Source organism: Streptomyces sp. NPDC085931, assembly GCF_044540565.1.
Taxonomy (GTDB): Bacteria; Actinomycetota; Actinomycetes; order Streptomycetales; family Streptomycetaceae; genus Streptomyces.
Window position 1 is genome coordinate 139,790 of sequence record NZ_JBITSK010000008.1, and the last position, 26,713, is coordinate 166,502.

The window sequence follows — 26,713 nt, forward strand, 5'->3', positions numbered from 1 at the left end:
TGGCGGTCACGGCGGCTCGCACGCGGGTGGTCACGCGACCGATTCGCCCGGCGTCGGCTCGGGCAACCACGTCCAGGTGCCGGTGTACGCGCCGGTCGACGTCTGCGGCAACACCGTCGACGTCGTCGGCGTGCTCAACCCGTCGGTCGGCAACGGGTGCGCGAACCAGGGAGGTGGATCGTCGTCGGGGGGATACGGCGATCACGGTGACCAGGGCGGTCAGGGCGGTCACGGCGGCTCGCACGCGGGTGGTCACGCGACCGATTCGCCCGGCGTCGGCTCGGGCAACCACGTCCAGGTGCCGGTGTACGCGCCGGTCAACGTCTGCGGCAACACCGTCGACGTCGTCGGCATCGGCAACCCCAGCACGGGCAACGACTGCGCGAACGGCCACGGTCACCCCCACGGCAACCCGCCCGGCGGCGGCCACGAGACCCCGGGACAGCCGGGCGGCCCCGGACACCCCGGGAACCCTGGCGACCCCGGCGGTCCGGGCGACCCCGGGAATCCCGGCCACCCCGGAACTCCGGGCACCCCCGGTGATCCCGGCCACCCGCGCGACCCGAGTGTCCCCGGGAACCCCGGCGGTCCGGGCGCGCCCGCTGAGCCCGGCCACCCCGGAACCCCGGCCGCACCGCCCACCACCGGCGTCGAGACGCCGGGCGGCTCCTCGCACGGCAACGAACCGGGCGGCCAGTTCGTCACCCAGCCCCGCGGCGACGCCCAGCTCGCCGCCACCGGCAGTGAACTGCCGCTCGGGCTGGCCCTCCCCGCCGGAGCCGGCGCCCTGCTGGCGGGCGCGATCCTCTACCGCAAGGCACGCGCCTCCGCCTGAGGCATCCGGCCGGACGACCCCCGCCGACGGAGCGGGCCCCGCCGGGGGCGGGGCCCGCTCCGTCATGTGCCTTCTCCCGGCACCGTCTCAGCTCACCAGGTGGCCCGCACCTGGCGGATGATGCGACGGCGCAACCGCACCTTGCGGCTGCCGTCCCGCAGCAGGCTCAGACGGTGCAACTCCCAGTGTCCGTACTCCGCATGGTCCGTCAGCAGACGTGCCGTCTCCTTGCGGGAGACCCCGCGCGGTACGTACACGTCGACAAATTCGTATTCCGGCATCGCATCTATTGTGCGGGCTGGGGCCTCGTACGGATAGCGTCTGCACTATGTCTGATGCTGCGCAGCCCACCGCTGCCGAGGTACGCGCCGCCGCCGAGGCGGTCAAGACCGCGCTCGACCGCCACCTGGCCGCGGTCGAACGCAGGTCGGGGGAGGACGACCCGGCCGTCTACGAGGCGTTCAACCAGCTGGCCGCGGCCGCAGAGGTGTACGACGAACTGCTCTACGACCGTTATGACGAGGTCACACCCTTCGAGATCCCCGGCGCGGAGGACGCGCTGCCCCCGTACACCGGCCCCGAGGAGCCGAACGCGCTGAGCGTGCTGATCCGCCGCGACTACGCCGTCGCCGAACCGCAGCGGCTGCTCGCGCAGGCGCAGCGGATCGAGGCGGCCGACGGCGACGAGGGCTCCCCGGCCTCCGGGACGGTCCACGGCGCGCTGGGCCTGCTGTTCGGCGAGTTCGAGCCCGACGAGATCGCCTCCCGGCACAAGGAGTTCGGGCTGGAGGAGGGCGACTCCACGCTCTGGGTGACGGCGGCGGACGAACCGGCCGAGCCAGGGGAGTGGCTGGAGGCGCCGTTCGAGCAGGTCGACGCGCAGCAGGTGGTGTGCCGCTTCGACGTCAGCGCCGTCTTCGACGACGAGATCGATGCCCTCGACGACGAGGACGACGAGGACGCCGACGACGCCGAGGACCTGGAGGATCTCGACACCGACCTGGACGAGGACGAGGATCTGGAGCCGCTGGACGCGGACCGCCGCTGAGCGCGCCGGGGCCACCCGACGGCGGTGGGCACGGGCCGAGACCCGTGACCACCGCCGTCGCGCGTCAGCGGCCGACCTGCGGAGCGAGCAGCACGGGAAGCCGGGTCGTCCGGGGCTTCGCCCCCACCTCGGCCACCGCCCTGGGCAGCGCCTGCTCCACGCCGTGCACCACGGACAGATGCCGGTCGGCCCGCCCGAACGCGGTGTACACCCACGGCCGGCTCAGCGCCTGCGCCGCGTCGCCGGGCAGCACCACGACGACGGCCGGCCAGCGGCTCCCGACGGCCTGGTGCGCGGTCATCGCCCACCCGTGCCGCACGCACTGCTCCACCCGCTCCTTCGGCACGACGACGGGCTCGCCCGCGCACACCAGGTGCAGCCCCTCGGCGTCCGCCTTCACCACCCGGCCCGGCACCGCCCGCCCCGGCACGGGGGAGTGGACGATCCGGTCGCCGGGGTCGAAGCCGCCGAACCGGCCGGGGCCCGGATTGAGCCGTTCCTTCAGGGCCGCGTTGAGCGCGCGCGTGCCGACCGCGCCGCCGTGCCCCGGCGTGATCACCTGGGTCTCCTCGGCCGGGACGCCGATGGCCCGCGGCACCGAGTCCGCGACGAGCTGCACCGTGCGGTGCACGGCCTCGCCCGCGTCCCGCACCGGCACGATCACGACCTCCTTGCCGGGCGCCTCGACCTGGTTCAGCTCGCCGATGCCGATGCCGGAGACCAGCTCGCCCAGCGGCCCCGGGTCCGGCAGCCGTGAGGCGACCTGCGGGCAGATCCGCGCCGCGAGGAGGTCCGCGAACACCCGCCCGGGACCCACGGACCACAGCACCGCCGGATCCCCGGCGAGCACCAGCCGCGCCCCGTCCGGCAGCGACTCGGTCAGCAGCGCCGCCGTCTCGACGTCGAGCTGCGGCGCGTCGAGCACCACGAGCAGATCCAGGTCCAGGGCTCCGTCCGCGTCCCGCCCGGGCCCTTCCCGCCCGGAGAGCAGCCCGGGGACGGTCGCGACGGGCGAGCCGGCGCCGTCGTCCTCCCCGGCCCGGCGCAGCAGGGCGGCGAAGCGGTCACGGCCGAGGGGGCCGTGGGCGGCGGCCCAGGCGCGCAGGCCGAGGGAGTGGGCCGTGCGCAGCAGCGCTGCGGGCTCGGCCAGGGAGGCCTCCCCGCCGGTGTGCAGTACCAGGCCGTGCCCTGCGGCCGCGCGGATCAGCTCACCCGTGGACCCTCCGGCCGCGGCGGCGAGCCGCTCCCACTCCTCGGCCGAACCGTCCTGCTTGGGAGCGGAGTTGACCAGCCGGGCCAGACCGTCGGCCAGGCTCTCCTCCGCCAGCGCGTACCGCTCCAGACCGACCAGGACACGGACCGGGCGCTCCGGCTCCTCCGCCGAGCCCGCCGAGCCCTCCGTGCCTTCCGGTCCCGCAGCCGAGGCCGGGGCCGGGGCACCGGGCTCCTCCAGGGCGTCCTGGAAGACCAGCGCCTCGCCCTCGGCGATGCTGTCCTGCACGGCGCTCTCCGGCTCCGGCACGCCCCGCTGGGCCAGGGCTGCGAGGAGCGCCGGCATCTCCAGGGCCGTGTGCCCCGCCAGCGCCGCCTGCTCCAGGAGCCAGACCGTGACGGCCCGGCCGCGCCGCTCGTCGTCCGGGGCGCACTCCGCGCCCAGCAGCGCCCGCGCGAACCCGTCGGCCTGCTCGGGCCGCACGCCCGCGACCCGCAGCAACTGCCACGGGTCGGCCCGCAGCAGCTCGTCCGCGCCCTCGCCGAGCACCGCGGCCACCTGCGGTGCGAGCGTCTCCGGGGCGCCGCCCTCGTCGAGCACCCGCCGCACGCCCTGCACCGTCTCGGGGCCGGGAGCGGCCGGCGCCGCGGCGGTCTCGGCCGCCACCGGCTGCGGCCGGAGCGCCGGCTCGGGCGCGGAGCGGCGGGGGGCGGGCGCGGGCTCCTCGAACACCGTGGCCACCGGCTTCTCGCCGCTCTCCACGGCCCGGACGGCCGCGAGCAGATCGGCGGCCCTGCCGCTCAGCTTGGCCCCGGCCTCGATGGGCGCCTTCTTCTCGGCCTTGCGCTGCTCGATGCGCTCCCGCTCGGCACGCTGGGCCAGCAGCTCGGCCTCGGCCTCGGAGAGCTGCCCGGCCCGGCCTTCCTCCGCCGCGTCCCCGGGGGGCCGGACGCCGGCGTCTTCCCCGGCCGCCGCGTCGCCCTCCGCCGGGGTGGCCCCCGCCGTGTCCGTCGTGCCCGGCGTCCCCGGCTCGGCGTCCTCCGTGGTCTCGGGCTCCGTGCTCACAGCGTGCTCCAGTCGTGATCGGGATAGCGGTGCACGGGCGCCGACACATCGTCGAGCGCCCGGCAGATCTCGTCAGGAAGACTAAGGGTCTCCACTGACAACGCCGCCGTGAGCTGCTGCGCGTTGCGCGCGCCGACGATGGGAGCGGTCACCCCGGGCCGGTCCCGGATCCACGCCAGGGCCACCTGGAGCGGCGTCACCGCGAGCCCGTCGGCCGCGGTCGCCACGGCGTCGACGATGCGGCTCGCGGTGTCGTCGAGGTACGGCGCGACGAAGGGCGCGAGATGGTCCGAGGCCCCGCGGGAGTCCGGCGGTGTGCTGTCGCCGCGGTACTTGCCCGTCAGCACGCCGCGCCCGAGCGGCGAGGACGGGAGCAGCCCTATGCCGAGGTCCAGGGCGGCCGGCAGCACCTCGCGTTCGACGCCGCGCTGCAGGAGCGAGTACTCCAGCTGCGTGGCCGCCAGGCGGGTGCGGGTGCCCGGGGCCGCCAGCTGCCAGGTGGCGGCCTTGGCCAGTTGCCAGCCGCAGAAGTTGGAGACACCGGCGTAGCGGGCACGGCCGCTGGCGACCGCGAGATCGAGGGCCTGGAGGGTCTCCTCCAGCGGGGTGTACGGGTCGTAGGCGTGCACGTGCCAGACGTCGACGTGGTCGGTGCCGAGCCGGGCGAGCGAGGCGTCCAGGGCGGCGAGCAGGTGGCCGCGGGAGCCGTCGACCCGGCGGTCCGGGTCGGGCACGCTGCCCGCCTTGGTCGAGATGACCAGGTCCCGCCGCGGCACGAGGCCGTCCATCAGCCTGCCGAGCAGGTACTCGGCCTCTCCGTCGCCGTAGACGTCGGCGGTGTCGACGAGGGTCCCGCCGGCTTCCCAGAACGTCTTCACCAGGTCCGCCGCGTCGTGTTCGTCGGTGTCCCGGCCCCAGGTCAGGGTGCCGAGCCCGATCCGTGACACGCGCAGGCCGGTGCGGCCGAGATGCCTCTGCTCCATGAACGCCGAGATTACTGGCCAGAACCTGTCGTGTGGGTGGCTGTGGACGACCGATTTCCGGGGGCGGACGGTGTGTTCCCCCGCGGCCGCCACAGCCCTGCGCCCGAGGTCAGCAGCTGCCGTCCGACACCTGCAGTCCCTTGCCGGCCCCCGCCGTCCGGCTCACGACCGCCGGGACGCAGCCGGCCGCGTCGAGACGGAAGGAGTAGGGGACGGAGACCGTGGTGTTCGACGTCGGGTCGGGACCTGCCGGATGGTTCTCGCTGCCCGGCTGAGACCACGTGACGTTGTCGAAGACGTTGCCGGAGACCTGCCAGTAGCCGGCCTCGTCGGTGTAGAAGGTGCCGAGGACGTCCTTGGAGTCCTCGAAGTAGTTGTTGTCCACCTTCGCGCGGGCGCCGGCCCGGGAGTTGATGCCGGACTCGTTGAGGCGCACGTAGTGGTTGTTGTACATGTGCGCGATGCCGCCGCGCAGCAGCGGGGCGCGGGAGTCGATGTTCTCGTAGCGGTTGTGGTGATACGTGATGAACCCGTTCGACCGGTCGCTCTCGCTGCTGCCGACCAGGCCGCCGCGGCCGGAGTTGCGCAGGACGCTGTAGGACAGCGTCACGTACTGGGTGTTGTTCTTCATGTCGAACAGGCCGTCGTAGCCCTCCGACTCGCCGCCCGAGGCCTCCAGGGTGGTGTGGTCGACCCAGACGTTGCGGACGTTGCTCTCCATGCCGATGGCGTCGCCGCCGTTGGACGTGGGGGAGCCGGACTTCTTGACGTTCCGCACGGTCACGTTCTGGATGATGATGTTCTTCGACTCGCGGATGTGGATGCCCACTTGGTCGAAGACGGCACCACTGCCGACCCCCACCAGGGTCACGTTGCTGATCTTCTTGAGCTCGATCACGCCGTCGGCGGTGTCGCAGCTGCTGCCGGAGACCTTCTTGGTGTTGGCGTGGGTGATGGTCCCCGTGACCTCGATGACGAGGGGAGTGCTGCTGCTCGCCCGGCCGCAGAGGGCGGCGTGGATCGCGGTCCCGGTCGTCGCGCGGACCGTCTGCCCGCCGGTGCCGCCGGTGGTCCCGCCGTTCTGGGTCGCGTACCCGGTCGCGGGACCGGTCGCGGCCGACGCCGCGGGTGTCGAGACCAGCGTTCCGGTGGTGGCCAGGGCCAGGGTGGCCACGGTCGCGCCGAGTCGCACTGAGGCTGCTCGCTTCATCCGTACCTCTCCGTTCCGTGTGCGGAGTGCGGGTGGGTTAGAAAGCGCTTTCCCGTGACGGTATGAGCGTGCTGTGCACACGTCAATGGTCGTGTACTTGATTCTTGTTCACGCATCTGAAAGGTCGCGGTCGCACCGCTGTCCCGGGCCGGGGTCGCGCGCTAAGGTCGGCGCACAAGGCACGTTACTGATCAGTAAGGGGATGCGGCATGCAGCTCGGTATCAACCTCGGCTACTGGGGTGCCGGAATGGACGGGGACAACCTGGCCGTCGCCCAGGAGGCCGACCGGCTCGGCTACGCCGTCTGCTGGGCCGCCGAGGCCTACGGCTCCGACGCGGCCACCGTCCTGACCTGGGTCGCCGCCCAGACCGAGCGCATCGACGTCGGCTCCGCCATCTTCCAGATCCCGGCCCGCCAGCCCGCGATGACCGCCATGACCGCCGCCACCCTCGACTCCCTCTCCGGCGGCCGCTTCCGCCTCGGCCTCGGCGTCTCCGGCCCGCAGGTCTCCGAGGGCTGGTACGGCGTGAAGTTCGACAAGCCGCTGGCCCGCACCCGCGAGTACGTGGAGATCATCCGCAAGGCCATGACCCGCGAGCGCCTGTCCTACGAGGGGCAGCACTGGACGCTGCCGCTGCCCGGCGGCCCCGGCAAGCCCATCAAGCTGACCGTGCACCCCCAGCGCGAGCACATCCCGCTGTACATCGCCGCCATCGGCCCGAAGAACCTCGAGCAGACCGGCGAGATCGCCGACGGCGCCCTGCTGATCTTCCCCTCCGCCGACCACCTGGAGGACACGGCGATCAAGCACCTGCGCGCGGGCCGCGAGAAGGCGGGCAAGACCCTCGACGGGTTCGACGTCTGCCCGACGCTGCCGCTCGCCGTGGGTGACGACAAGGACGTCACCACCCTGGCCGACACCTTCCGCCCCTACACCGCGCTGTACGTCGGCGGCATGGGCAGCCGCAAGCAGAACTTCTACAACCAGCTCGCCCAGCGCATGGGGTACGAGAAGGAGGCCGCCGAGATCCAGGACAAGTATCTCTCCGGCGACAAGGAGGGCGCCGCGGCCGCCGTACCGCACGAGCTGATCGACAAGACGACCCTGCTGGGCTCCGTGGACCGCATCGCCGAGCGGATGAAGGCCTACGCGGAGGCCGGCGTCACCACCCTCACCCTCGCCCCGGCGGGCTTCACGCTCGACGAGCGGCTCGCCTCGCTGCGGGCGGGCACCGAAGCCCTGGAGCGCGCCGGCCTCGCCTGATCCCGAAGTTCCGCGGCCGTGGTGGGGGCTCGGGGGTCTTCCCCGCCACGGCCGTCACGCGGAACAACGCGGCGGACCGCCGCCGGTTACGCCACCGCCCGGGCCGGGCGGTCCGGGACGTCTCCCCGCACGTCCCCCGTTCGGCGGACAAGTCCGGCACACCTGTTGCAGCGCCCCGCACCCCGCACTTGACTCGTGCTTCGCGGAAACCTGCGGATCCTGCAGCACGCGCACGCGCGCGGGAAGAGGTGCCCACGATGCTTTCGGCCAAGAGTCTGTTCCAGGAGATCCTCGACGACGACGAGTCCTTCGCCCTGTTCTGCTCCATCGCCGCCAGCGGCGAGTCCCAGGGCGGCTGGGAGAACGCCCGCATCGCCGCCCTCGTCCCCGACAGCGAACGCGAACTCGCGCCCAAGATCTCCCGGCACGGAGCCGACGAGGACAAACACGGCCGGATCTTCAACGCCCTGATGAAGAAGCGCGGCCTCGACCCCGTCCCGGTCCCGCCGGAGACCGACTACACGATGCTCCTGGAGAGGAACGGCATCGGCCTCGCGCACGAGCAGCTCAAGCGCGACGAGCGGCTCACCGTCCAGGACATCGTCACCTACCTCTCCCACAGCAGGGTCACCGAGCAACGCGCCTCCGAGCAGATGGACCTGCTGCGCAAGCACTTCGCCGGCCACCCCGACATCGGCCGCGCGGTCCGGCAGATCTCCCACGACGAGGACAACCACCTCGCCTACTGCCACGAGGAGCTGCTGCGCTTCGCCCGCGCGGGCCACGGCAGGTTCATCCAGCGGACCCTGCGCGCGTGTGCGCACGCCGAGATCCGGATCTACCGGGACGTCAGCCTCGCCGTCATGGCGCACATGGGCCGCATCCTCGGCTGGTCCCGGGCCAAGGCGGCCGTGCTGCGGGCCGGCATCCACGCCGTCTACGCCTACGAACGGCTCGGCGGCTGGCGCCGCATGGTGTCGCTCACCCCGCCGCAGCGCCGCAACGCCCTCGGCGGCCCGGCCTCACCGGAGCCCGAGTTCGCCTGAACCGGCCCGCGGGCCCTACAGCCAGCCCCGGCGCTTGAACAGCCGGAACACCAGGACCTCCAGCACGGCCATCACGGCGATCAGCGCCGGATAGGACCAGACCCAGCGCAGCTCGGGCATGTGCTCGAAGTTCATGCCGTAGATCCCCGCGATCATCGTGGGGATCGCGGCCATGGCCGCCCACGCGGAGATCTTGCGCATGTCGTCGTTCTGCCGGACGCTCATCTGCGCCAGATGGGCCGAGAGGATGTCCGACACCAGCCGGTCGAGGTTCTCCACCGACTCGTTCACCCGCGTGAGGTGGTCGCTGACGTCCCGGAAGAACGGCCGGGCCCGGTCGTCCACGAACGGCACCGCCACGCCGTAGGGCGCCGTGCCGGCCAGCCGGCTCATCGGCAGCGACAGCGGTCCGGTGGCCCGGCGGAACTCCAGGACCTGGCGCTTGAAGTCGTAGATCCGGGACGCGGTGTTCCGCGAGCCGCCGCCGTCGGGGGAGAAGACCTCCGCCTCCAGGCCCTCCAGGTCGGCCTGCAGCTCCATCGCGACCTCCAGATAGTGGTCGACCGCGGCGTCGGCGACCGCGTACAGCACCGCCGTGGGGCCGTTGCCGAGCAGCTCCGGCTCGTGCTCCAGCCGGTGCCGGACCGCCTTGAGCGGGGCGCCCTCGCCGTGCCGGACGGTCACCACGAAACCGTCGCCCAGGAAGATCATGATCTCGCCCGCCGAGACCTTGTCGCTCCGGGGCTCGTAGACCACCGGCTTGAGGACCACGAAGAGGGAGTCGTCGTAGATCTCCAGCTTGGGCCGCTGGTGGGCCTTGAGAGCGTCCTCCACGGCCAGCGGATGCAGGCCGAACTCCTCGGTGACGTGCTCGAACTCGCGCTCCGTCGGCTCGTGCAGCCCGATCCACACGAAACCGCCCGCCGCACGCGCCTCCCCGAGGGCGTCGGAGAAGTCCTCCGGCCCGTCCGTCCGATGTCCGTCGCGGTAGATGGCACAGTCGACGATCACGAAGCGAGTCTCCCGTCACTCGAACGACACCGCACGCGCGCGTGCGCCTACGCTGGAGCGCATGCCCACGCTGATCCTGGTCAGGCACGGACGCTCCACCGCCAACACCGAGGGACTCCTCGCCGGCTGGACGCCCGGCGTCGCCCTCGACGAGCGCGGGGCCGCACAGGCCGCCGCGCTCCCCGGACGTCTGGCCGAGCTGCCCCTCGCCGAAGTCGTCACCAGTCCCCTCCAGCGCTGCCAGGAGACGATCCGTCCCCTGCTCCGGGCGCGGCCCGGCCTGAGCCCGCACACCGACGAGCGCATCGGCGAGTGCCACTACGGCGACTGGTCCGGACGCAAGCTCGCCGAGCTCAAGGACGAGCCGCTGATGGAGGTCGTGCAGGCGCACCCGTCCGCGGCGGCGTTCCCCGGCGGGGAGTCGATGCGGGCCATGCAGACGCGCGCCGCCGAGGCCGTGCGCGAGTGGAACGCGCGCGTGGAGCGCGACCACGGCGCCGACGCCGTCTACCTGATGTGCTCGCACGGCGACATCATCAAGTCGCTCGTCGCGGACGCACTCGGACTTCACCTGGACCTCTTCCAGCGGATCTCCGTCGAACCCTGTTCCATCACCGCGATCCGCTACACACGACTGCGGCCGTTCCTCCTCCGCCTCGGCGACACCGGCGACTTCACGTCCCTGGTGCCGCGCGAGGAACCGCAGGGCGGCGAAGCCCCCGTCGGGGGTGGTGCGGGCGCACCGTGATCGTCGGCCGCAGTAGGGTGAAGCGGTCGCAGCAGTGCCGTGCTCCCACGGTTCCCACGATTCCAATGGAGACAGGACGTGTCCCGTCAGGTGTTCCTCTACGACCATCCGGAGCGTTTCGTGGCCGGTACGGTCGGGCTGCCCGGGCGCCGTTCGTTCTTCCTCCAGGCCGTCGCCGGCTCCCGGGTGACCAGCGTGGCCCTGGAGAAGACCCAGGTCGCCGCGCTCGCCGAGCGCATGGACGAACTGCTCGACGAGGTCGTACGCCGTAGCGGCGGCAGCGCCTCCGTCCCCGCCGTCGCCCCCTCCGAGATCACCGACACCGCCCCGCTGGACACCCCCATCGAGGAGGAGTTCCGGGTCGGCACCATGGCACTCGCCTGGGACGGCGAGGAGCAGCTCATGATCGTCGAGGCGCAGGCGCTCGTCGAACTCGACGCCGAGTCCGAGGAGGACCTCGCCGAGGCCGAGGAACGGCTGCTCCAGGACGAGGAGAACGGGCCCCCGATGCTGCGGGTCCGGCTCACCGGCGCGCAGGCCAGGGCCTTCGCCAAGCGCGCCCTCGACGTCGTCAACGCCGGGCGGCCGCCGTGCCCGCTGTGCAGCCTCCCGCTCGACCCGGAAGGACACGTATGTCCGCGCCAGAACGGATACCGCCGCGGAGCGTGACGCCTCCCGAGGACGCCGCCGAGCTGCTCGCCCGGGGTGAGCTGACCGTCCGCGGACGCATCCGTGAGGCCTCCAACGCGGCCCTGTACTGCACGGTGGCCTACGACGGCCGGGAGGCGGCCTGCGTCTACAAGCCCGTCGCCGGGGAGCGGCCGCTGTGGGACTTCCCCGACGGCACGCTCGCCCAGCGCGAGGTCGCGGCCTGGGAGGTCTCCGAGGCGACCGGCTGGGGCCTGGTGCCGCCCACGGTGCTGCGCGACGGCCCCTACGGCGAGGGCATGTGCCAGCTGTGGATCGAGGCGACGGCCGACGCGGAGCTGCTCGCGCTGGTCGACGCGGAGGAGCCCGAGCCGGGCTGGAAGGCGATCGGTCTCGCCGAGGTCGGCGAGGGACGCACCGCGCTGCTCGTGCACGCCGACGACGAACGGCTGCGGCGCCTGGCGGTCCTGGACGCCGTCCTCAACAACGCCGACCGCAAGGGCGGCCACCTGCTGCCCACCGGCGAGGGACGGCTGTACGGCATCGACCACGGGGTGACCTTCAACGTCGAGAACAAGCTGCGCACGCTGCTGTGGGGCTGGGCGGGGGAGCCCCTCACGCAGGAGGCCGTCGACGTCCTGGAACGGCTCCGCGAGGACCTGGCGGACGGCGGGGCGCTCGCCGCCCGGCTCGCGCCCCTGATCACCGGCGCCGAGCTCGACGCCACCCGCGCGCGGGTCGGCGCGCTGCTCACCTCCCGCACCCACCCCGAGCCGAGCGGGGAATGGCCCGCGATTCCCTGGCCACCCGTGTAGCAGCACAGCGGGCCCCTTCACCGCAAGAGCGCCTTCTCGGCCGTCCGGTCCGCTCCCATTCGTATCTGGAACTGCAGTCCGGTTAGGCTCAAGGCATGCATGCCTGGCCCGCTTCCGAGGTCCCCGCCCTGCCTGGTCAGGGCCGCGACCTGAGGATCCACGACACCGCGACCGGCGGCCTCGTCACCCTCGACCCCGGTCCCGTCGCCCGTATCTACGTCTGCGGCATCACCCCGTACGACGCCACACACATGGGACACGCGGCGACCTACAACGCGTTCGACCTCGTGCAGCGCGTGTGGCTCGACACCAAGCGGCAGGTTCACTACGTCCAGAACGTCACCGACGTCGACGATCCGCTCCTGGAGCGGGCCCAGCGCGACGGCCTCGACTGGGCCGCGCTCGCCGAGCGGGAGACGGCCCTCTTCCGTGAGGACATGACGGCCCTGCGGATGCTGCCGCCGCGGCAGTACATAGGCGCCGTCGAGGCCATACCCGGGATCGTCCCGCTCGTCGAGCGGCTGCGGGACATGGGCGCGGCCTACGAGCTCGACGGGGACGTGTACTTCTCCGTCGAGTCCGACCCGCACTTCGGACGCGTCTCCCGCCTGGACGCCGCAGCGATGCGGCTGCTGTCGGCCGAGCGCGGCGGGGACCCGGACCGGCCGGGCAAGAAGAACCCGCTCGACCCCATGCTGTGGATGGCCGCCCGCGAGGGCGAGCCCAGCTGGGACGGCGGATCGCTCGGGCGCGGACGGCCCGGCTGGCACATCGAGTGCGTGGCCATCGCCCTGGACCACCTCGGCATGGGCTTCGACATCCAGGGCGGCGGCTCCGACCTGGCCTTCCCGCACCACGAGATGGGCGCCTCGCACGCCCAGACCCTCACCGGCGAGTTCCCCATGGCCAAGGCGTACGTGCACGCCGGCATGGTCGCCCTGGACGGCGAGAAGATGTCCAAGTCCAAGGGCAACCTGGTCTTCGTCTCCACGCTCCGGCGCGACGGCGTCGACCCGGCCGCCATCCGGCTGGCGCTGCTCGCCCACCACTACCGCGCCGACTGGGAGTGGACCGACCAGGTCCTGGCGGACGCCGTGGCCCGGCTCGGCCGCTGGCGGGCCGCGGTGTCCCGGCCGGACGGCCCGCCGGCACAGGCGCTGGTGGACGAGATGCGCGAGGCCCTCGCCGAGGACCTGGACGCCCCGGCCGCGCTCGCCGCGGTCGACCGCTGGGTCGCGGCCCAGGAGCGGCACGGCGGCACGGACATCGGCGCGCCGGGTGGGGGCCCCCGGGGGGGGGCCGCGGGGGGGGGGGGGGCGCTCCCGCCGCCCGCCACCCGTGGGGGGGGGTCCCCCCGCCCGGCACCCCCCCCCCTCACGTGTTCGGCCCTAGTCCTCGGACGACTCCTCGTCGTCCGGGCCCGGCTTGGGCGGCTTCGGCGGACGCGTGCGGCCGCCGGGGTTGTCCCGCAGGTACGGCGTCGTGTCGCTGCCGTCCGCCGTCGCGTGCCCGCCGGCGGCGGGCGGTCCGCCGCCGTCCCGGCGCCGCAGATAGCGCTCGAACTCGCGGGCGATCGCCTCGCCCGACGCCTCCGGCAGCTCCGCGGTGTCCCGGGCCTCCTCCAGCGACTGGACGTACTCGGCGACCTCGCTGTCCTCGGCGGCCAGCTGGTCCACGCCGACCTGCCAGGCGCGCGCGTCCTCGGGCAGCTCGCCCAGCGGGATGCGCACGTCGATCAGGTCCTCCAGCCGGTTCAGCAGGGCCAGCGTGGCCTTCGGGTTGGGCGGCTGCGACACGTAGTGCGGCACCGCCGCCCACAGCGAGACCGCCGGCACGCCCGCGTGCGTGCACGCCTCCTGCAGGACGCCGACGATGCCCGTGGGGCCCTCGTACTTGGTCTCCTCCAGGTCCATGCGCCGGGCCAGGTCCGGGTCGGACGTCGTCCCGCTGATCGGCACCGGACGGGTGTGCGGGGTGTCGCCGAGCAGGGCGCCCAGGACGACCACCAGCTCCACGCCGAGTTCGTGTGCGAAGCCGAGCAGCTCGTTGCAGAACGAACGCCATCGCATGGACGGCTCGATCCCCCGGACCAGCACCAGATCGCGTGGCTTGTCACCGCCGACCCGGACCACCGACAGCCTCGTCGTCGGCCAGGTGATCTTGCGGACGCCCGCCTCCATGAAGACCGTGGGGCGGTTGACCTGGAAGTCGTAGTAGTCCTCGGCGTCCAGCGCCGCGAAGACCTCGCCCTTCCACTCCCGGTCCAGATGCGCGACCGCGGTGGAGGCGGCGTCGCCGGCATCGTTCCAGCCCTCGAACGCGGCCACCATGACCGGGTCGATCAGCTCGGGAACCCCCTCGAGCTCGATCACCCAGTGCCTCCTTCCGACGTGCCCTCGCTTGACCCCCCAACTTTACGGCGTGCCAAGGGGGCGCCCGCAGCCCCCCGGCAGGGGGGAGTGCCCCCATCACTGCCCCGTGATCCACGCCGGGACACACCCGGATTCATCCGAGCAGTCGGTGCGGCCCCGGTCACAGCGTGGTGCGCAGCCACTGCTCCACGCTCGCGATGTGCACGGTCGCCCACGAGCGCGCCGCCTCGGCGTCCCGGTCGCGCAGGGCGGGCTGTCGCCGAGCCGGTCCAGCCGCGCCGACAGCGCGTCCAGCTGCTGCTCGCCGATCCGCGCGGCCGCCATCGCCGTCGCGGCCGGCTCCAGGATGCGGCGGACGGCCAGGAACTCCAGGACCGAGTCGTCACGGTGGAAGTCCACGACGAAGCCGATCGCCTCCAGCAGCTGCGGGTCGAGGCTGGTGACGTACGTGCCGTCGCCCTGGCGGACGTCGAGGACGCGGATGAGGGACAGGGCGCGGACGGCCTCGCGCAGGGAGACCTCCGACGTATCGGGTCATTGTGCGGGCCCGGGCACGGGGAAGGGGCGGCTCCGTCGGCGTGGAGCCGCCCCTGGCGGGAACGCGTTCTTCCCGGGTGGTGCCTACTTCTTGTCGAGCACGTCCTGCACCTTGGCGCGGATCTCGTCGGTGGCCAGGCCGCGGATGGTCAGCGTGGTCCGGCGGCGCAGCACGTCGTCCTGCGTCTCGGCCCACTCGTGGTCCCGGGCCCAGACGACCTGCGCCCAGATCTCCGGGGCGTCGGGGTGGACGCGCTCGGCGAGCTGAGGGTTCTCGTTGGCCAGCCGGGCGATGTCGAAGGCCAGCGAGCCGTAGTGCGTGGCCAGGTGCCGGGCGGTGTCGGCCGCCATGCGCGGGCCGGGCGCCGGGCGGTCGGTCAGCAGCCGGTGGGCGACCGCGCGCGGGTTGGCGATGCCGGGCAGCGGGAGCTTCTTCGGCAGTGCGCTGATCGGCTCGAAGTCGTCGCCCAGCGGGTGGCCCGGCAGCGACTCCAGCTTCTTCATGATCGTCCGGCCGATGTGGCGGAAGGTGGTCCACTTGCCGCCCGCGACGGACAGCATGCCGCCCCGGCCCTCGGTGACGACCGTCTCGCGCTTGGCCTTGGCGGTGTCACCGGGGCCGCCGGGCAGCACGCGCAGGCCGGCGAAGGAGTACGTGATGAGGTCGCGGCTGAGCTGCTGGTCGCGGACCGAGAAGGCGGCCTCGTCGAGGATCTGGGTTATGTCCTGCTCGGTGACCGAGACGTCCGCCGGGTCGCCCTCGAAGACCTCGTCGGTGGTGCCGAGCAGCAGCATGTCCTCCCAGGGGAGGGCGAAGGTGATGCGGTACTTGTCGATCGGGGTGGCGAGCGCGGCCTTCCACGGGGAGGTGCGCTTCAGGACCAGGTGCGCGCCCTTCGACAGCCGGATGGACGGCGCCGCGTTCGGGTTCTCCATCTTGCGCAGGTGGTCGACCCACGGACCGGTCGCGTTCAGCACGAGCCGGGCGTTGACGCCGAACTCGTCGCCGGACAGGCGGTCCTTCAGCTCGGCGCCCGTGACCCGGCCCTGGGTGAAGCGCAGGCCGGTCACCTCGGCGTGGTTGAGGACGACCGCCCCGGCCTCCACAGCCGCGCGAACCGTCATCAGGGCCATGCGGGCGTCGTTCATCTGGTCGTCGCCGTAGACGGCCACGGCCTTGAGGTTCTCGGTGCGCAGCTCGGGCACGTCCTGCGCGGCCTTGGCCGGCGAGAGCAGGTGCCCGACGCCGTCGCCGAAGGCGGAGAGCGCGGAGTAGGCGAAGACGCCCGCGCCCAGCTTCGCCGCGCCGTGCGGCCCGCCCTTGTACACGGGGAGGTAGAACGTGAGCGGGTTCGCGAGGTGGGGGGCCACCTGGCGGGAGACCGCACGGCGCTCGAAGTGGTTCTCCGCCACCAGCTTCACCGCGCCGGTCTGCAGGTAGCGCAGGCCGCCGTGGAGCAGCTTGGAGGAGGCGGAGGACGTGGCGCCGGCGAAGTCGCCGGCGTCCACCAGAGCCACCCTGAGGCCGGACTGCGCGGCGTGCCAGGCGGTGGAGATGCCCAGGATGCCGCCGCCGATCACGAGAAGGTCGTACGACGCCTTGGCGAGCTGCTCCCTGGTCTCGGCCCGGCTCGGGTTGGAGCCGGAGGCCGGGTGCGTCCCCAGGGCAGGCACGGACTGCAGGGTGGACTGAGTGGTCATGCTGTTTCTTACTCCTCGTCCTCGAGCCAGCCCATGGTCCGCTCGACGGCCTTGAGCCAGTTCTTGTACTCACGGGCGCGGGTCTCCGCGTCCATGCGGGGGGTCCACTCGGCGGCCCGCCGCCAGTTGGCGCGCAGGTCGTCGGTGCTGTTCCAGAAGCCGACGGCGAGGCCGGCGGCGTAGGCGGCGCCGAGGCAGGTGGTCTCGGCGACCATCGGGCGCACCACGGGGGCGTCCACGAAGTCGGCCAGGGTCTGCATCAGCAGGTTGTTGGAGGTCATGCCGCCGTCGACCTTCAGGGCGGTCAGCTCGACGCCGGAGTCCTTCGTCATGGCGTCGGCGATCTCCCGCGTCTGCCAGGCGGTGGCCTCCAGGACGGCACGCGCGAGGTGCGCCTTGGTGACGTACCGGGTCAGGCCGGCGATCACACCGCGGGCGTCGGAGCGCCAGTAGGGGGCGAACAGGCCGGAGAAGGCCGGCACGAAGTAGGCGCCGCCGTTGTCCTCGACCGACAGGGCGAGGGTCTCGATCTCGGCGGCGGTGGAGATCAGGCCCATCTGGTCGCGCATCCACTGCACCAGCGAACCGGTGACGGCGATCGAGCCCTCCAGGGCGTAGACCGTGTCCTGGTCGCCGATCTTGTAGCCGACGGTGGTGAGCAGGCCGCTGTACGAGTTGATGATCTTGTCGCCGGTGTTCATCACCATGAAGGTGCCGGTGCCGTACGTCGACTTGGTCTCGCCCTCGGCGAAACAGGTCTGGCCGAACAGGGCGGCCTGCTGGTCGCCCAGCGCGGAGGCGACCGGGATGCCGCCGAGCAGGTCGCCCAGCTTGCCGCCGGTGATCTCGCCGTAGACCTCGGCGGAGGAGCGGATCTCGGGCAGGATCTGCTTCGGGACGCCGATCGACTCGCAGATCCGGTCGTCCCACTGCATGGTGTGCAGGTTCATCAGCATCGTGCGCGAGGCGTTGGTGACGTCGGTGACGTGCTTTCCGCCGTCGACACCACCGGTCAGGTTCCAGATGACCCAAGTGTCCATCGTGCCGAAGAGGATGTCGCCCGCTGCGGCGCGCTCCTTCAGGCCGTCTACGTTGTCGAGCAGCCAGCGGGCCTTGGGGCCGGCGAAGTAGGAGGCGAGAGGCAGGCCCGTCTCGCGGCGGAAGCGGTCCTGGCCGACGTTGCGGCCGAGCTCGCGGCAGAGGGCGTCGGTGCGGGTGTCCTGCCAGACGATGGCGTTGTGGACGGGCTCACCGGTGTTCTTGTCCCACAGCACGGTCGTCTCGCGCTGGTTGGTGATGCCGATGGCCTTGATGTCGTCGCGGGTGATGCCAGCCTTCTCGATGGCCCCGGCGACGACCTCCTGGACGTTGGTCCAGATCTCCGTGGCGTTGTGCTCGACCCAGCCCGGCTTCGGGAAGATCTGCTCGTGCTCCTTCTGGTCGACGGAGACGATCCGGCCGTCGCGGTCGAAGACGATGCAGCGGGACGAGGTGGTGCCCTGGTCGATGGCGGCGATGAAGGGGCCGGCGGTGTGCGCGTCGGTCACTGTGTGCTCCTGATGATTCCGGGTTCGAGGGGCTTTACGTACGGCGCCTGCTGGAAGTTTCGCGTCGGGCGCGACGTCGGACTCCTAGGCGAACGCGACGTTGTAGATGCCTGCCGCGATGGCGCCGCCGATCAGCGGACCCACCACGGGGACCCAGGCGTAGCCCCAGTCGGAGCCGCCCTTGTTGGGCAGCGGCAGCAGGGCGTGCACGATGCGCGGACCGAGGTCACGGGCCGGGTTGATCGCGTATCCCGTCGGGCCGCCGAGGGAGAGGCCGATGGAGACCACCACGAGCGCGGTGATCAGGGCCCCCAGGGTGCCCAGGCCGTTGCCCTTGTCGTTCAGGCCCTGGGTGAGGACGGCGAGCACCAGCACGACCGTGCCGATGATCTCGGTGGCGACGTTCTGCCAGGCGACCCGGACCTCGGGGCCGGTGGAGAAGACGCCCAGCACCGGGCCGGCGCCCCGCTCCCGGGCCTCGACGGCCTTGGCCGCCGCCGTGTCCTGCGCGCCCGGACCGCCGACGATCTCGCGGTCGGTGAGGTGCGCGTGGAACTGACCGTAGTAGGCGATCCAGACCAGAGCCGCGCCGATCATGGCGCCGAGGAGCTGTCCGGCCCAGTAGACCGGGACGTTGCCCCAGTCGCCGTCCTTGATCGCGAGGGCGAGGGTGACGGCCGGGTTCAGGTGGGCGCCGGAGAGCGGCGCCGTGGTGTAGACCGCCGTGAGCACCGCGAAGCCCCACCCGAAGGTGATGGCGAGCCAGCCGGCGTTACGAGCCTTGGAAGCCTTCAGCGTGACGGCGGCGCAGACGCCACCGCCGAGGAGGATGAGTATGGCGGTACCGATGGTCTCGCCGATGAAGATGTCGGAGCTGGACACCCGCGACTCCTTTGTCCTACGTCCAGGGAAGTTCGATACCGGCCTGGCGTTGTCACACTCTAGCGCGTATTGCCGGTAGCTGTTCGACAATGTCGACCGATGGACGGGAGTCTTGCTTCGGCGTTACGAGCACGTCAAGAGCTGTGTAGTCCAAAACACGATCGTTACTGATCGCCCCGTGTCCGTGGATCTTCGTGCAGGTGAGCACGGGGGTGGACCGGGACATGCCGAGGACCGGGACGCCGTCGGGCGCCCCGGTCTCGTCGTGTGGCGTCAGAAGCGCCCGGCGCCCAGGTCCCGGGAGACCGCGCGGGCGCAGTCCCGCACGGCCGCGATGAGCTCGGGGCGCAGCGCCCGCTCCTCGCCGGGCCGGCACAGCCGCTCCACGGCGCCGGTGATGCCGACCGCGCCGACCGGCATCCGCCGCCGGTCGTGGATGGGCGCCGCGAGCGAGGCGACACCCTCCCAGGTCTCCTCCACGTCCGCCGCGTAACCCCGCGCGCGCGTGACGTCGAGGAGCTGCTCGAACTCCTCCGGCTCGCACACCGTCCGGTCCGTGAACGCCTTGCGGTCGGCCTCCAGGGCCTCGCTGTGCGCCACCGGGTCGTAGGCGGACAGCACCTTGCCCAGGGCCGTGGAGTGCAGCGGCTGCATGGCCCCTATCTCCAGCACCTGCCGGCTGTCGTCGGGCCGGAACACGTGGTGCACGATCAGCACGCCCTGCTGGTGCAGCACGCCCAGGTAGACGCTCTCGCCGCTGGAACGGGCCAGGTCGTCGGTCCACACCAGGGCGCGCGCCCGCAGCTCGTGCACGTCCAGGTAGGTGGTGCCCAGGCGCAGCAGCTCCGCGCCCAGCTGGTAGCGCCCGGAGGCGTCGTCCTGCTCGACGAAGCCCTCCTGCTGGAGGGTGCGCAGGATGCCGTGGGCGGTGCCCTTGGCCAGGCCCAGCGACGAGGCGATGTCCGACAGGCCGAGCCGCCGCTCGCCGCCCGCCAGCAGCCGCAGCATCGCGGCCGCTCGCTCGAGCGACTGGATGTTCCGTGCCATCGCCGTACTGCCTCCGTCCCCTTCGACCGCCGACATGCGGGGCCCGCAGCCCTCGTTCGGCAATGTCGAACACTACCGGTCGTTGCCGACCTCTCGCTAATGCCCGGTCACCATTTGTTGCGCGTCTCCGGCCGAACCGTCCTCCCCGCCTCGCCGGACCGCCGGGACGGCACCGGCGCGTCCGTCCCGTGGACGCGCTGCCCATCCAAGCCGACTCCCGGTTACGCTGGCGCCGTGCGCCCGTCCCCGGATGCCCTGCCGGACGTCCGGGAAGCCGCATAGCCGACAGCCGTCGCACCCGAGGGAGCCCTTTTCATGGCCTCGTTGCCGCCGACCCCTTCCGCAGACAGCCGGACCCGTGTGTCCGCCCTCCGAGAGGCACTGGCCACCCGTGTGGTCGTGGCCGACGGTGCCATGGGCACCATGCTCCAGGCGCAGGACCCCACGCTGGAGGACTTCGAGAATCTCGAGGGCTGCAACGAGATCCTCAACCTCACCCGCCCGGACATCGTCCGCTCCGTCCACGACGCGTACTTCGCCGTCGGTGTCGACTGCGTCGAGACCAACACCTTCGGCGCCAACCACTCGGCCATGGCCGAGTACGAGATCTCCGAGCGGATCCACGAACTGTCCGAGGCCGGCGCCCGCATCGCCCGCGAGTCGGCCGACGCGTTCGCCGCCCGGGACGGGCGCACCCGGTGGGTCCTGGGCTCCATCGGCCCCGGCACCAAGCTGCCCACGCTCGGCCACATCACCTACGGCACCATCCGCGACGGCTACCAGGCCAACGCCGAGGGCCTGCTCGCCGGCGGCGCGGACGCGCTGATCGTGGAGACCACGCAGGACCTGCTGCAGACCAAGGCGTCCGTCCTGGGCGCCCGCCGGGCCATGGAGGCCACCGGCGTCGAGGTGCCCCTGCTGTGCTCGATGGCCTTCGAGACCACCGGCACCATGCTGCTCGGCTCCGAGATCGGCGCGGCCCTGACCGCGCTGGAGCCCCTCGGCATCGACATGATCGGCCTGAACTGCTCCACCGGCCCCGCCGAGATGAGCGAGCACCTGCGCTACCTCACGCGCCACTCGCGCATCCCGCTGCTGTGCATGCCCAACGCCGGCCTGCCGATCCTCACCAAGGACGGCGCCCACTTCCCGCTCGACCCCGAGGGCCTGGCCGACGCCCAGCAGAACTTCGTCCGGGACTACGGCCTCTCCCTCGTCGGCGGCTGCTGCGGCACCACCCCCGAGCACCTGCGCCAACTGGTCGAGCGGGTCCGTGACGTCACCCCGCCCGAGCGCGACCCGCGGCCCGAGCCCGGCGCCGCGTCCCTCTACCAGTCGGTGCCGTTCCGCCAGGACACCTCCTACCTGGCCATCGGCGAGCGCACCAACGCCAACGGCTCGAAGAAGTTCCGCGAGGCCATGCTGGAGGGCCGCTGGGACGACTGCGTGGAGATGGCCCGCGAGCAGATCCGCGAGGGCGCGCACATGCTCGACCTGTGCGTGGACTACGTCGGCCGCGACGGCGTCGCCGACATGGAGGAACTGGCCGGCCGCTTCGCCACCGCCTCCACCCTGCCGATCGTGCTGGACTCCACCGAGGTCGACGTCATCCGGGCCGGCCTGGAGAAGCTCGGCGGCCGCGCGGTGATCAACTCGGTGAACTACGAGGACGGCGACGGCCCCGAGTCCCGCTTCGCCAAGGTCACCCAGCTCGCCAAGGAGCACGGCGCCGCCCTGATCGCCCTGACCATCGACGAGGAGGGCCAGGCCCGCACCGCCGAGAAGAAGGTCGAGATCGCCGAGCGGCTCATCGACGACCTCACCGGCAACTGGGGCATCCACGAGGAGGACATCCTCGTCGACTGCCTGACCTTCACCATCTGCACCGGCCAGGAGGAGTCCCGCAAGGACGGCATCGCCACCATCGAGGGCATCCGCGAGCTGAAGCGGCGCCACCCGAAGGTGCAGACCACCCTCGGCCTGTCCAACATCTCCTTCGGCCTCAACCCGGCCGCCCGCATCCTGCTGAACTCCGTCTTCCTCGACGAGTGCGTCAAGGCGGGCCTGGACTCGGCGATCGTCCACGCCTCGAAGATCCTGCCGATCGCCCGCTTCAGCGAGGAGGAGGTCCGCACGGCCCTGGACCTCATCTACGACCGCCGCGCCGAGGGCTACGACCCGCTGCAGAAGCTCATGCAGCTCTTCGAGGGCGCCACCGCCAAGTCCCTCAAGGCCGGCAAGGCCGAGGAACTGGCCGCCCTGCCGCTGGACGAGCGCCTGCAGCGCCGCATCATCGACGGCGAGCGCAACGGCCTCGAAGCCGACCTCGACGAGGCCCTGCGGGAGCGGCCCGCGCTCGACATCGTCAACCAGACCCTGCTGGAGGGCATGAAGGTCGTCGGCGAACTGTTCGGCTCCGGCCAGATGCAGCTGCCGTTCGTCCTGCAGTCCGCCGAGGTGATGAAGGCCGCCGTCGCCCACCTCGAACCGCACATGGAGAAGACCGACGAGGCCGGCAAGGGCACCATCGTCCTGGCCACCGTCCGCGGCGACGTGCACGACATCGGCAAGAACCTCGTCGACATCATCCTGACCAACAACGGCTACAACGTCGTCAACCTCGGCATCAAGCAGCCCGTCTCGGCGATCCTGGACGCCGCCGAGGAGCACAGGGCCGACGTCATCGGCATGTCCGGCCTCCTGGTCAAGTCCACCGTGATCATGAAGGAGAACCTGGAGGAGCTGAACGCCCGCGGCCTGGCCGCCCGCTTCCCGGTGATCCTCGGCGGCGCCGCCCTCACCCGTGCCTACGTCGAGCAGGACCTGCACGAGCTGTACGAGGGCGAGGTCCGCTACGCCCGCGACGCCTTCGAGGGCCTGCGCCTGATGGACGCCCTCATCGGCGTCAAGCGGGGCGTGCCCGGGGCCAGGCTGCCCGAGCTGAAGCAGCGCCGGGTGCGGGCCGCCGCCCCGGCCGCCGTCGACGAGCGCCCCGAGGAGGGGCACGTCCGCTCCGACGTCGCCACCGACAACCCCGTCCCGAAGCCGCCCTTCACCGGCACCCGGGTCGTCAAGGGCATCCAGCTCAAGGAGTACGCGAGCTGGCTGGACGAGGGCGCCCTGTTCAAGGGCCAGTGGGGCCTGAAGCAGGCCCGCACCGGCGAGGGCCCCACCTACGAGGAACTCGTCGAGAGCGAGGGCCGCCCCCGGCTGCGCGGCCTGCTCGACCGGCTCCAGACGGAGAACCTGCTGGAGGCGGCCGTGGTCTACGGCTACTTCCCCTGTGTCTCCAAGGACGACGACCTGATCATCCTGGACGAGCAGGGCAACGAGCGCACCCGCTTCACCTTCCCGCGCCAGCGCCGGGGCCGGCGCCTGTGCCTGGCCGACTTCTTCCGCCCCGAGGAGTCCGGCGAGATCGACGTCGTCGGCCTCCAGGTCGTCACCGTCGGCTCGCGCATCGGCGAGGAGACCGCGCGGCTCTTCGAGGCCAACGCCTACCGCGACTACCTGGAACTGCACGGCCTGTCCGTGCAGCTGGCCGAGGCCCTCGCCGAGTACTGGCACGCGCGCGTGCGCTCCGAACTCGGCTTCGCCGGGGAGGACCCGGACGAGATGCAGGGCATGTTCGAGCTCAAGTACCGGGGCGCCCGCTTCTCCCTCGGCTACGGCGCCTGCCCCGACCTGGAGGACCGCGCCAAGATCGCCGACCTGCTCCAGCCGGAGCGCATCGGCGTCCACCTGTCCGAGGAGTTCCAGCTGCACCCGGAGCAGTCCACGGACGCCATCGTGATCCACCACCCCGAGGCGAAGTACTTCAACGCCCGCTGACCCCGGCCCCGCCGGGCACCCGGTACCGCCGCCGCCCCCGCGTGCACACCGTGTGCCCGGGGGCTCAGCGGCCGAACGAGGCACTTCCGCCCGACACGACGTAGACTGGTCGGTCCACTGCAGGCCGGTTCCCCTCGTGGGAGCCGGCCTGATCGTCCCTCAAGGAGGTAGGTGGATGACCAGTACGGTCCCCGCGCTCGGTACCCGGACGGCCGAAGGGTCGGCCCTTCAGGCCGTGCTCCTCGACATGGACGGCACCCTGGTGGACACGGAGGGCTTCTGGTGGGACGTCGAGGTCGAGGTCTTCGCCTCCCTCGGCCACACGCTCGACGAGTCCTGGCGCCATGTCGTGGTCGGCGGTCCCATGACCCGCAGCGCGGGCTTCCTGATCGAGGCCACCGGCGCCGACATCACCCTCGACGAACTCACGGTCCTGCTCAACGACGGCTTCGAGAAGCGCATCGGCCGCGCCCTGCCGCTGATGCCGGGCGCCGGCCGGCTGCTCGCCGAGCTGTACGAGTACGAGATCCCCACGGCCCTCGTCTCCGCCTCGCACCGGCGCATCATCGACCGCGTGCTCACCTCGCTCGGCGCGCACCACTTCCGGCTGACGGTCGCCGGAGACGAGGTCCCGCGCACCAAGCCGCACCCCGACCCGTATCTGGCCGCCGCCGCCGGGCTCGGTGCGGACCCCGCCCGCTGCGTCGTCATCGAGGACACCTCCACCGGCGTCGCCGCGGCGGAGGCCGCCGGCTGCCGGGTCGTGGCCGTGCCCTCCGTCGCCCCGATCCAGCCGGCCCACCGGCGCACGGTCGTCAGCTCGCTCGAAGAGATCGACCTGACATTTCTGCACGGTCTGATGACGGAAATGCGCTAGCCGTTCACCCAGCGTGCAGCGGGGATAGGGTGGTAATTCCGCAGGTGAATTCGAACCCCTCCGGATGACCGAATTCCCGTACCCTCGAACCGGTTTACGTGTGTGACGTTCCCCACGCGGTCCGGGGTCGACAGCGGATCCGGCGTGTGCTGTGCACCCCCTCCGGGGGGCCGTCGGCGTGCCCTTGTGTCCCGATTGGTGGAAGGCTGCACCAAAGCTTCCACTGTCGGGTTTTCGGTGCGTCCGCGCCCGGTTCCGCAGCGTGATGGGTGTCCAACTCCGGTGGCTGCCAAGGTTCCTGCCGGGCCGGACTAATCTCGTCGCGAGAACATCGCCCCACCCCCGTGATCCGCTGCGACACCCCTGCATGCCGGGTACACGGAGTCGACAGCTCTGGAGAAACTCGAGCATGAACCGCAAGACTTTGGTGCTGCCGGCCGTGGTCGGCCTGCTCGCGCCGGTGCTCGCCGCCTGTGGCGGTTCCGGAGGCGGCAGCGGTGACAGCGACGCGATCGTCGTCGGCACCACGGACCGGTTCACCGCCTCGAAGGAGGCGCCCGCACCCCTCGACCCGGCCTACGCCTACGACGTCGGCACCTGGAACGTCCTGCGCCAGACGGTGCAGACCCTGATGATCCAGCCGCGCGGTGAGGGCGAGCCGGTACCCGAGGCGGCCGAGCGCTGCGGCTTCACCGACACGGGCAACGAGCGCTACGCCTGCACCCTGCGCGACGGTCTGAAGTTCGCCGACGGCGCCCCCGTCACCGCGGCCGACGTGAAGTACTCCATCGACCGCGCCCTCTCCCTCAAGGCCGACAGCGGCGTCTTCGCCCTGCTGTCCACCATCGACACCGTCGAGACGCAGGGCGACCGCGAGGTCATCTTCCACCTCAAGACGGCCGACGCGACCTTCCCGTACAAGCTGTCGACCCCGGTCGCCGGCATCGTCAACCCCGACGACTACCCGAAGAACAAGCTGCGCGACGGCTTCGACCTCGAGGGATCGGGCCCGTACACCCTCAAGGCCGTCGTCGAGAACGACGAGATGGTCCGGGCCGAGTTCACCAAGAACCCCGAGTACAAGGGGACCCTCAAGGTGAACAACGACAAGGTCGAGATGGTCTCCTTCAAGGACGCCGACGCCATGGGCGAGGCGCTGGAGAAGGGCGACATCGACCTGATGACCCGCGCCATGTCGCCGGACCAGATCCGCAAGCTCTCCGGCGACGCGGACACCGCCGTCGACCTCGTCGAGATGCCCGGCCTGGAGATCCGCTACCTGGGCTTCAACACCGACGCCCCCAGCGTGAAGTCCAAGGCCGTGCGCCGGGCGATGGCCCAGGTCGTCAACCGCAGCGCCCTGATCTCCAAGGTCTACGGCTCCCAGGCCGAGCCGCTGTACTCGCTGGTCCCGGCCAGCGTCACCGGCCACTCCAACTCGTTCTTCAACAAGTACGGCGAACCGAGCGTCGACAAGGCCCGCGCGCTGCTGAACCAGGCGAACATCACCACCCCGGTGAAGCTCACGCTGCACTACACCACCGACCACTACGGCCCCGGCACCAAGAAGGAGTTCGAGGTCCTGCGCGACCAGCTGAACTCCAGCGGCCTGTTCGAGGTGGACATCAAGGGCACCCCGTGGAACACGTTCCGCCCGGCCGAGAGGAAGGGCGAGTACGACGTCTACGGCATGGGCTGGTTCCCGGACTTCCCGGACGCCGACAACTTCCTCGCGCCGTTCCTCGACAAGGACAACACCCTCGGCTCGCCCTACGCCAACAGCCGCATCCGCAACACCCTGATCCCCGAGTCCCGCCGGGAGGCGGACCGGCTGTCCGCCTCCACCAGCCTGACGGACATTCAGGACATCGTCGCCAGTGACGTACCGGTGCTGCCGCTGTGGCAGGGCAAGCAGTACGTCGCCGCGCGCGACGACATCACGGGTACCGCCTACGCCCTCAACTCCTCCTCGACGCTCCAGCTGTGGGAGCTCGGGCGGGGTGTGAGCGGCTGACGGACCCGATGGAACCCC

General features: G+C 71.8%; 19 protein-coding genes and 3 pseudogenes. 11 read left to right on the forward strand and 11 right to left on the reverse strand.

The genetic code is table 11. The features are described from left to right. A partial coding sequence (locus tag ACIGAN_RS18740) for a chaplin (protein ID WP_399858813.1) occupies positions 1-835 on the forward strand: 835 nt, incomplete at its 5' end. A 92-nt stretch (positions 836-927) separates the two neighbouring features. On the opposite strand, the gene ACIGAN_RS18745 is transcribed toward ACIGAN_RS18740, so the two are convergent. Beyond that, complete coding sequence (locus ACIGAN_RS18745) at positions 928-1,116, reverse strand: DUF5703 family protein (RefSeq protein ID WP_010045410.1); 189 nt, start codon at positions 1,114-1,116, stop codon at positions 928-930. A 47-nt stretch (positions 1,117-1,163) separates the two neighbouring features. Here ACIGAN_RS18745 and ACIGAN_RS18750 point away from each other — a divergent pair, with 47 nt between their 5' ends. Continuing rightward, on the forward strand, positions 1,164-1,883 hold the full coding sequence (locus ACIGAN_RS18750) for a hypothetical protein (protein ID WP_365737076.1): 720 nt from the start codon (positions 1,164-1,166) through the stop codon (positions 1,881-1,883). Between the two features lie 64 nt (positions 1,884-1,947). On the opposite strand, the gene ACIGAN_RS18755 is transcribed toward ACIGAN_RS18750, so the two are convergent. From ACIGAN_RS18755 to ACIGAN_RS18765, 3 genes and pseudogenes are all read right to left on the reverse strand, one after another. After that, entirely contained in the window at positions 1,948-4,161 is a 2,214-nt protein-coding gene (locus ACIGAN_RS18755) for a helix-hairpin-helix domain-containing protein (protein WP_399858816.1), read from the reverse strand. Further along, complete coding sequence (locus tag ACIGAN_RS18760) at positions 4,158-5,144, reverse strand: aldo/keto reductase (protein ID WP_399858818.1); 987 nt, start codon at positions 5,142-5,144, stop codon at positions 4,158-4,160. The genes ACIGAN_RS18755 and ACIGAN_RS18760 overlap by 4 nt, the downstream gene beginning before the upstream one ends. A 112-nt stretch (positions 5,145-5,256) precedes the next feature. After that, positions 5,257-6,354, reverse strand: a pseudogene (locus ACIGAN_RS18765) (polysaccharide lyase family 1 protein); the annotation flags it as partial. A gap of 209 nt (positions 6,355-6,563) precedes the next feature. Here ACIGAN_RS18765 and ACIGAN_RS18770 point away from each other — a divergent pair. Next, on the forward strand, positions 6,564-7,619 hold the full coding sequence (locus ACIGAN_RS18770) for an LLM class F420-dependent oxidoreductase (protein WP_365089513.1): 1,056 nt from the start codon (positions 6,564-6,566) through the stop codon (positions 7,617-7,619). Between the two features lie 257 nt (positions 7,620-7,876). Continuing rightward, positions 7,877-8,665 carry a ferritin-like domain-containing protein gene (locus ACIGAN_RS18775; RefSeq protein ID WP_365737071.1) on the forward strand — a complete coding sequence of 263 codons (789 nt, stop codon included), beginning with the start codon at positions 7,877-7,879 and terminating at the stop codon, positions 8,663-8,665. Between the two features lie 15 nt (positions 8,666-8,680). On the opposite strand, the gene corA is transcribed toward ACIGAN_RS18775, so the two are convergent. Continuing rightward, a complete protein-coding gene (corA, locus tag ACIGAN_RS18780) occupies positions 8,681-9,676 on the reverse strand; it encodes a magnesium/cobalt transporter CorA (RefSeq protein ID WP_365089509.1) in 996 nt (331 codons plus the stop codon). Positions 9,677-9,737: 61 nt separating this feature from the next. Here corA and ACIGAN_RS18785 point away from each other — a divergent pair, with 61 nt between their 5' ends. The 4 genes and pseudogenes from ACIGAN_RS18785 to mshC all read left to right on the forward strand — a co-directional run. Further along, positions 9,738-10,424, forward strand: a complete 687-nt coding sequence (locus tag ACIGAN_RS18785) for a histidine phosphatase family protein (protein WP_365089507.1) — start codon at positions 9,738-9,740, stop codon at positions 10,422-10,424. Between the two features lie 78 nt (positions 10,425-10,502). Then, a complete protein-coding gene (locus tag ACIGAN_RS18790) occupies positions 10,503-11,093 on the forward strand; it encodes a DUF3090 domain-containing protein (RefSeq protein WP_311684082.1) in 591 nt (196 codons plus the stop codon). Further along, a complete protein-coding gene (locus ACIGAN_RS18795) occupies positions 11,057-11,887 on the forward strand; it encodes an SCO1664 family protein (RefSeq protein WP_399858823.1) in 831 nt (276 codons plus the stop codon). The genes ACIGAN_RS18790 and ACIGAN_RS18795 overlap by 37 nt, the downstream gene beginning before the upstream one ends. 95 nt (positions 11,888-11,982) lie before the next feature. Further along, positions 11,983-13,167: pseudogene (mshC, locus tag ACIGAN_RS18800) on the forward strand (cysteine--1-D-myo-inosityl 2-amino-2-deoxy-alpha-D-glucopyranoside ligase); the annotation flags it as partial. Positions 13,168-13,275: 108 nt separating this feature from the next. On the opposite strand, the gene ACIGAN_RS18805 reads toward mshC, so the two are convergent. The 6 genes and pseudogenes from ACIGAN_RS18805 to ACIGAN_RS18830 form a co-directional block, all read right to left on the reverse strand. Further along, positions 13,276-14,259: a PAC2 family protein gene (locus tag ACIGAN_RS18805; protein WP_365737067.1), complete on the reverse strand. Its 984-nt coding sequence runs from the start codon at positions 14,257-14,259 to the stop codon at positions 13,276-13,278. 160 nt (positions 14,260-14,419) lie between these two features. Continuing rightward, a pseudogene (locus tag ACIGAN_RS18810) lies at positions 14,420-14,784 on the reverse strand (FadR/GntR family transcriptional regulator); the annotation flags it as partial. Between the two features lie 96 nt (positions 14,785-14,880). After that, positions 14,881-16,497 carry a glycerol-3-phosphate dehydrogenase/oxidase gene (locus tag ACIGAN_RS18815; protein WP_399858826.1) on the reverse strand — a complete coding sequence of 539 codons (1,617 nt, stop codon included), beginning with the start codon at positions 16,495-16,497 and terminating at the stop codon, positions 14,881-14,883. 8 nt (positions 16,498-16,505) lie between these two features. Beyond that, the gene (gene glpK / locus ACIGAN_RS18820) at positions 16,506-18,044 is read right to left on the reverse strand and encodes a glycerol kinase GlpK (protein WP_365090726.1); all 1,539 of its coding nucleotides are present in this window, start codon (positions 18,042-18,044) and stop codon (positions 16,506-16,508) included. 84 nt (positions 18,045-18,128) lie between these two features. Beyond that, entirely contained in the window at positions 18,129-18,926 is a 798-nt protein-coding gene (locus ACIGAN_RS18825; RefSeq protein WP_365090728.1) for an MIP/aquaporin family protein, read from the reverse strand. A gap of 273 nt (positions 18,927-19,199) precedes the next feature. Then, a complete protein-coding gene (locus ACIGAN_RS18830) occupies positions 19,200-19,973 on the reverse strand; it encodes an IclR family transcriptional regulator (RefSeq protein WP_365090731.1) in 774 nt (257 codons plus the stop codon). Positions 19,974-20,288: 315 nt separating this feature from the next. On the opposite strand from ACIGAN_RS18830, the gene metH reads away from it, so the two are divergent. The 3 genes from metH (at position 20,289) to ACIGAN_RS18845 (ending at position 26,695) form a co-directional block, all read left to right on the forward strand. Then, on the forward strand, positions 20,289-23,804 hold the full coding sequence (gene metH / locus ACIGAN_RS18835) for a methionine synthase (RefSeq protein ID WP_399858830.1): 3,516 nt from the start codon (positions 20,289-20,291) through the stop codon (positions 23,802-23,804). Between the two features lie 175 nt (positions 23,805-23,979). Next, entirely contained in the window at positions 23,980-24,681 is a 702-nt protein-coding gene (locus ACIGAN_RS18840; RefSeq protein ID WP_365737061.1) for an HAD family hydrolase, read from the forward strand. 409 nt (positions 24,682-25,090) lie between these two features. Continuing rightward, positions 25,091-26,695: an ABC transporter substrate-binding protein gene (locus ACIGAN_RS18845; RefSeq protein WP_365737059.1), complete on the forward strand. Its 1,605-nt coding sequence runs from the start codon at positions 25,091-25,093 to the stop codon at positions 26,693-26,695. The last annotated feature ends 18 nt before the right edge of the window (positions 26,696-26,713 follow it).

Bases quoted from the DNA above. Each gene is read 5' to 3' on its own strand.
- ACIGAN_RS18745 (WP_010045410.1), bottom strand. From the start codon at position 1,116: ATGCCGGAATACGAATTTGTCGACGTGTACGTACCGCGCGGGGTCTCC.
- ACIGAN_RS18750 (WP_365737076.1), top strand. From the start codon at position 1,164: ATGTCTGATGCTGCGCAGCCCACCGCTGCCGAGGTACGCGCCGCCGCC.
- ACIGAN_RS18760 (WP_399858818.1), bottom strand. From the start codon at position 5,144: ATGGAGCAGAGGCATCTCGGCCGCACCGGCCTGCGCGTGTCACGGATC.
- ACIGAN_RS18770 (WP_365089513.1), top strand. From the start codon at position 6,564: ATGCAGCTCGGTATCAACCTCGGCTACTGGGGTGCCGGAATGGACGGG.
- ACIGAN_RS18775 (WP_365737071.1), top strand. From the start codon at position 7,877: ATGCTTTCGGCCAAGAGTCTGTTCCAGGAGATCCTCGACGACGACGAG.
- ACIGAN_RS18785 (WP_365089507.1), top strand. From the start codon at position 9,738: ATGCCCACGCTGATCCTGGTCAGGCACGGACGCTCCACCGCCAACACC.
- ACIGAN_RS18795 (WP_399858823.1), top strand. From the start codon at position 11,057: ATGTCCGCGCCAGAACGGATACCGCCGCGGAGCGTGACGCCTCCCGAG.
- ACIGAN_RS18815 (WP_399858826.1), bottom strand. From the start codon at position 16,497: ATGACCACTCAGTCCACCCTGCAGTCCGTGCCTGCCCTGGGGACGCAC.
- ACIGAN_RS18830 (WP_365090731.1), bottom strand. From the start codon at position 19,973: ATGGCACGGAACATCCAGTCGCTCGAGCGAGCGGCCGCGATGCTGCGG.
- metH (WP_399858830.1), top strand. From the start codon at position 20,289: ATGGCCTCGTTGCCGCCGACCCCTTCCGCAGACAGCCGGACCCGTGTG.
- ACIGAN_RS18840 (WP_365737061.1), top strand. From the start codon at position 23,980: ATGACCAGTACGGTCCCCGCGCTCGGTACCCGGACGGCCGAAGGGTCG.
- ACIGAN_RS18845 (WP_365737059.1), top strand. From the start codon at position 25,091: ATGAACCGCAAGACTTTGGTGCTGCCGGCCGTGGTCGGCCTGCTCGCG.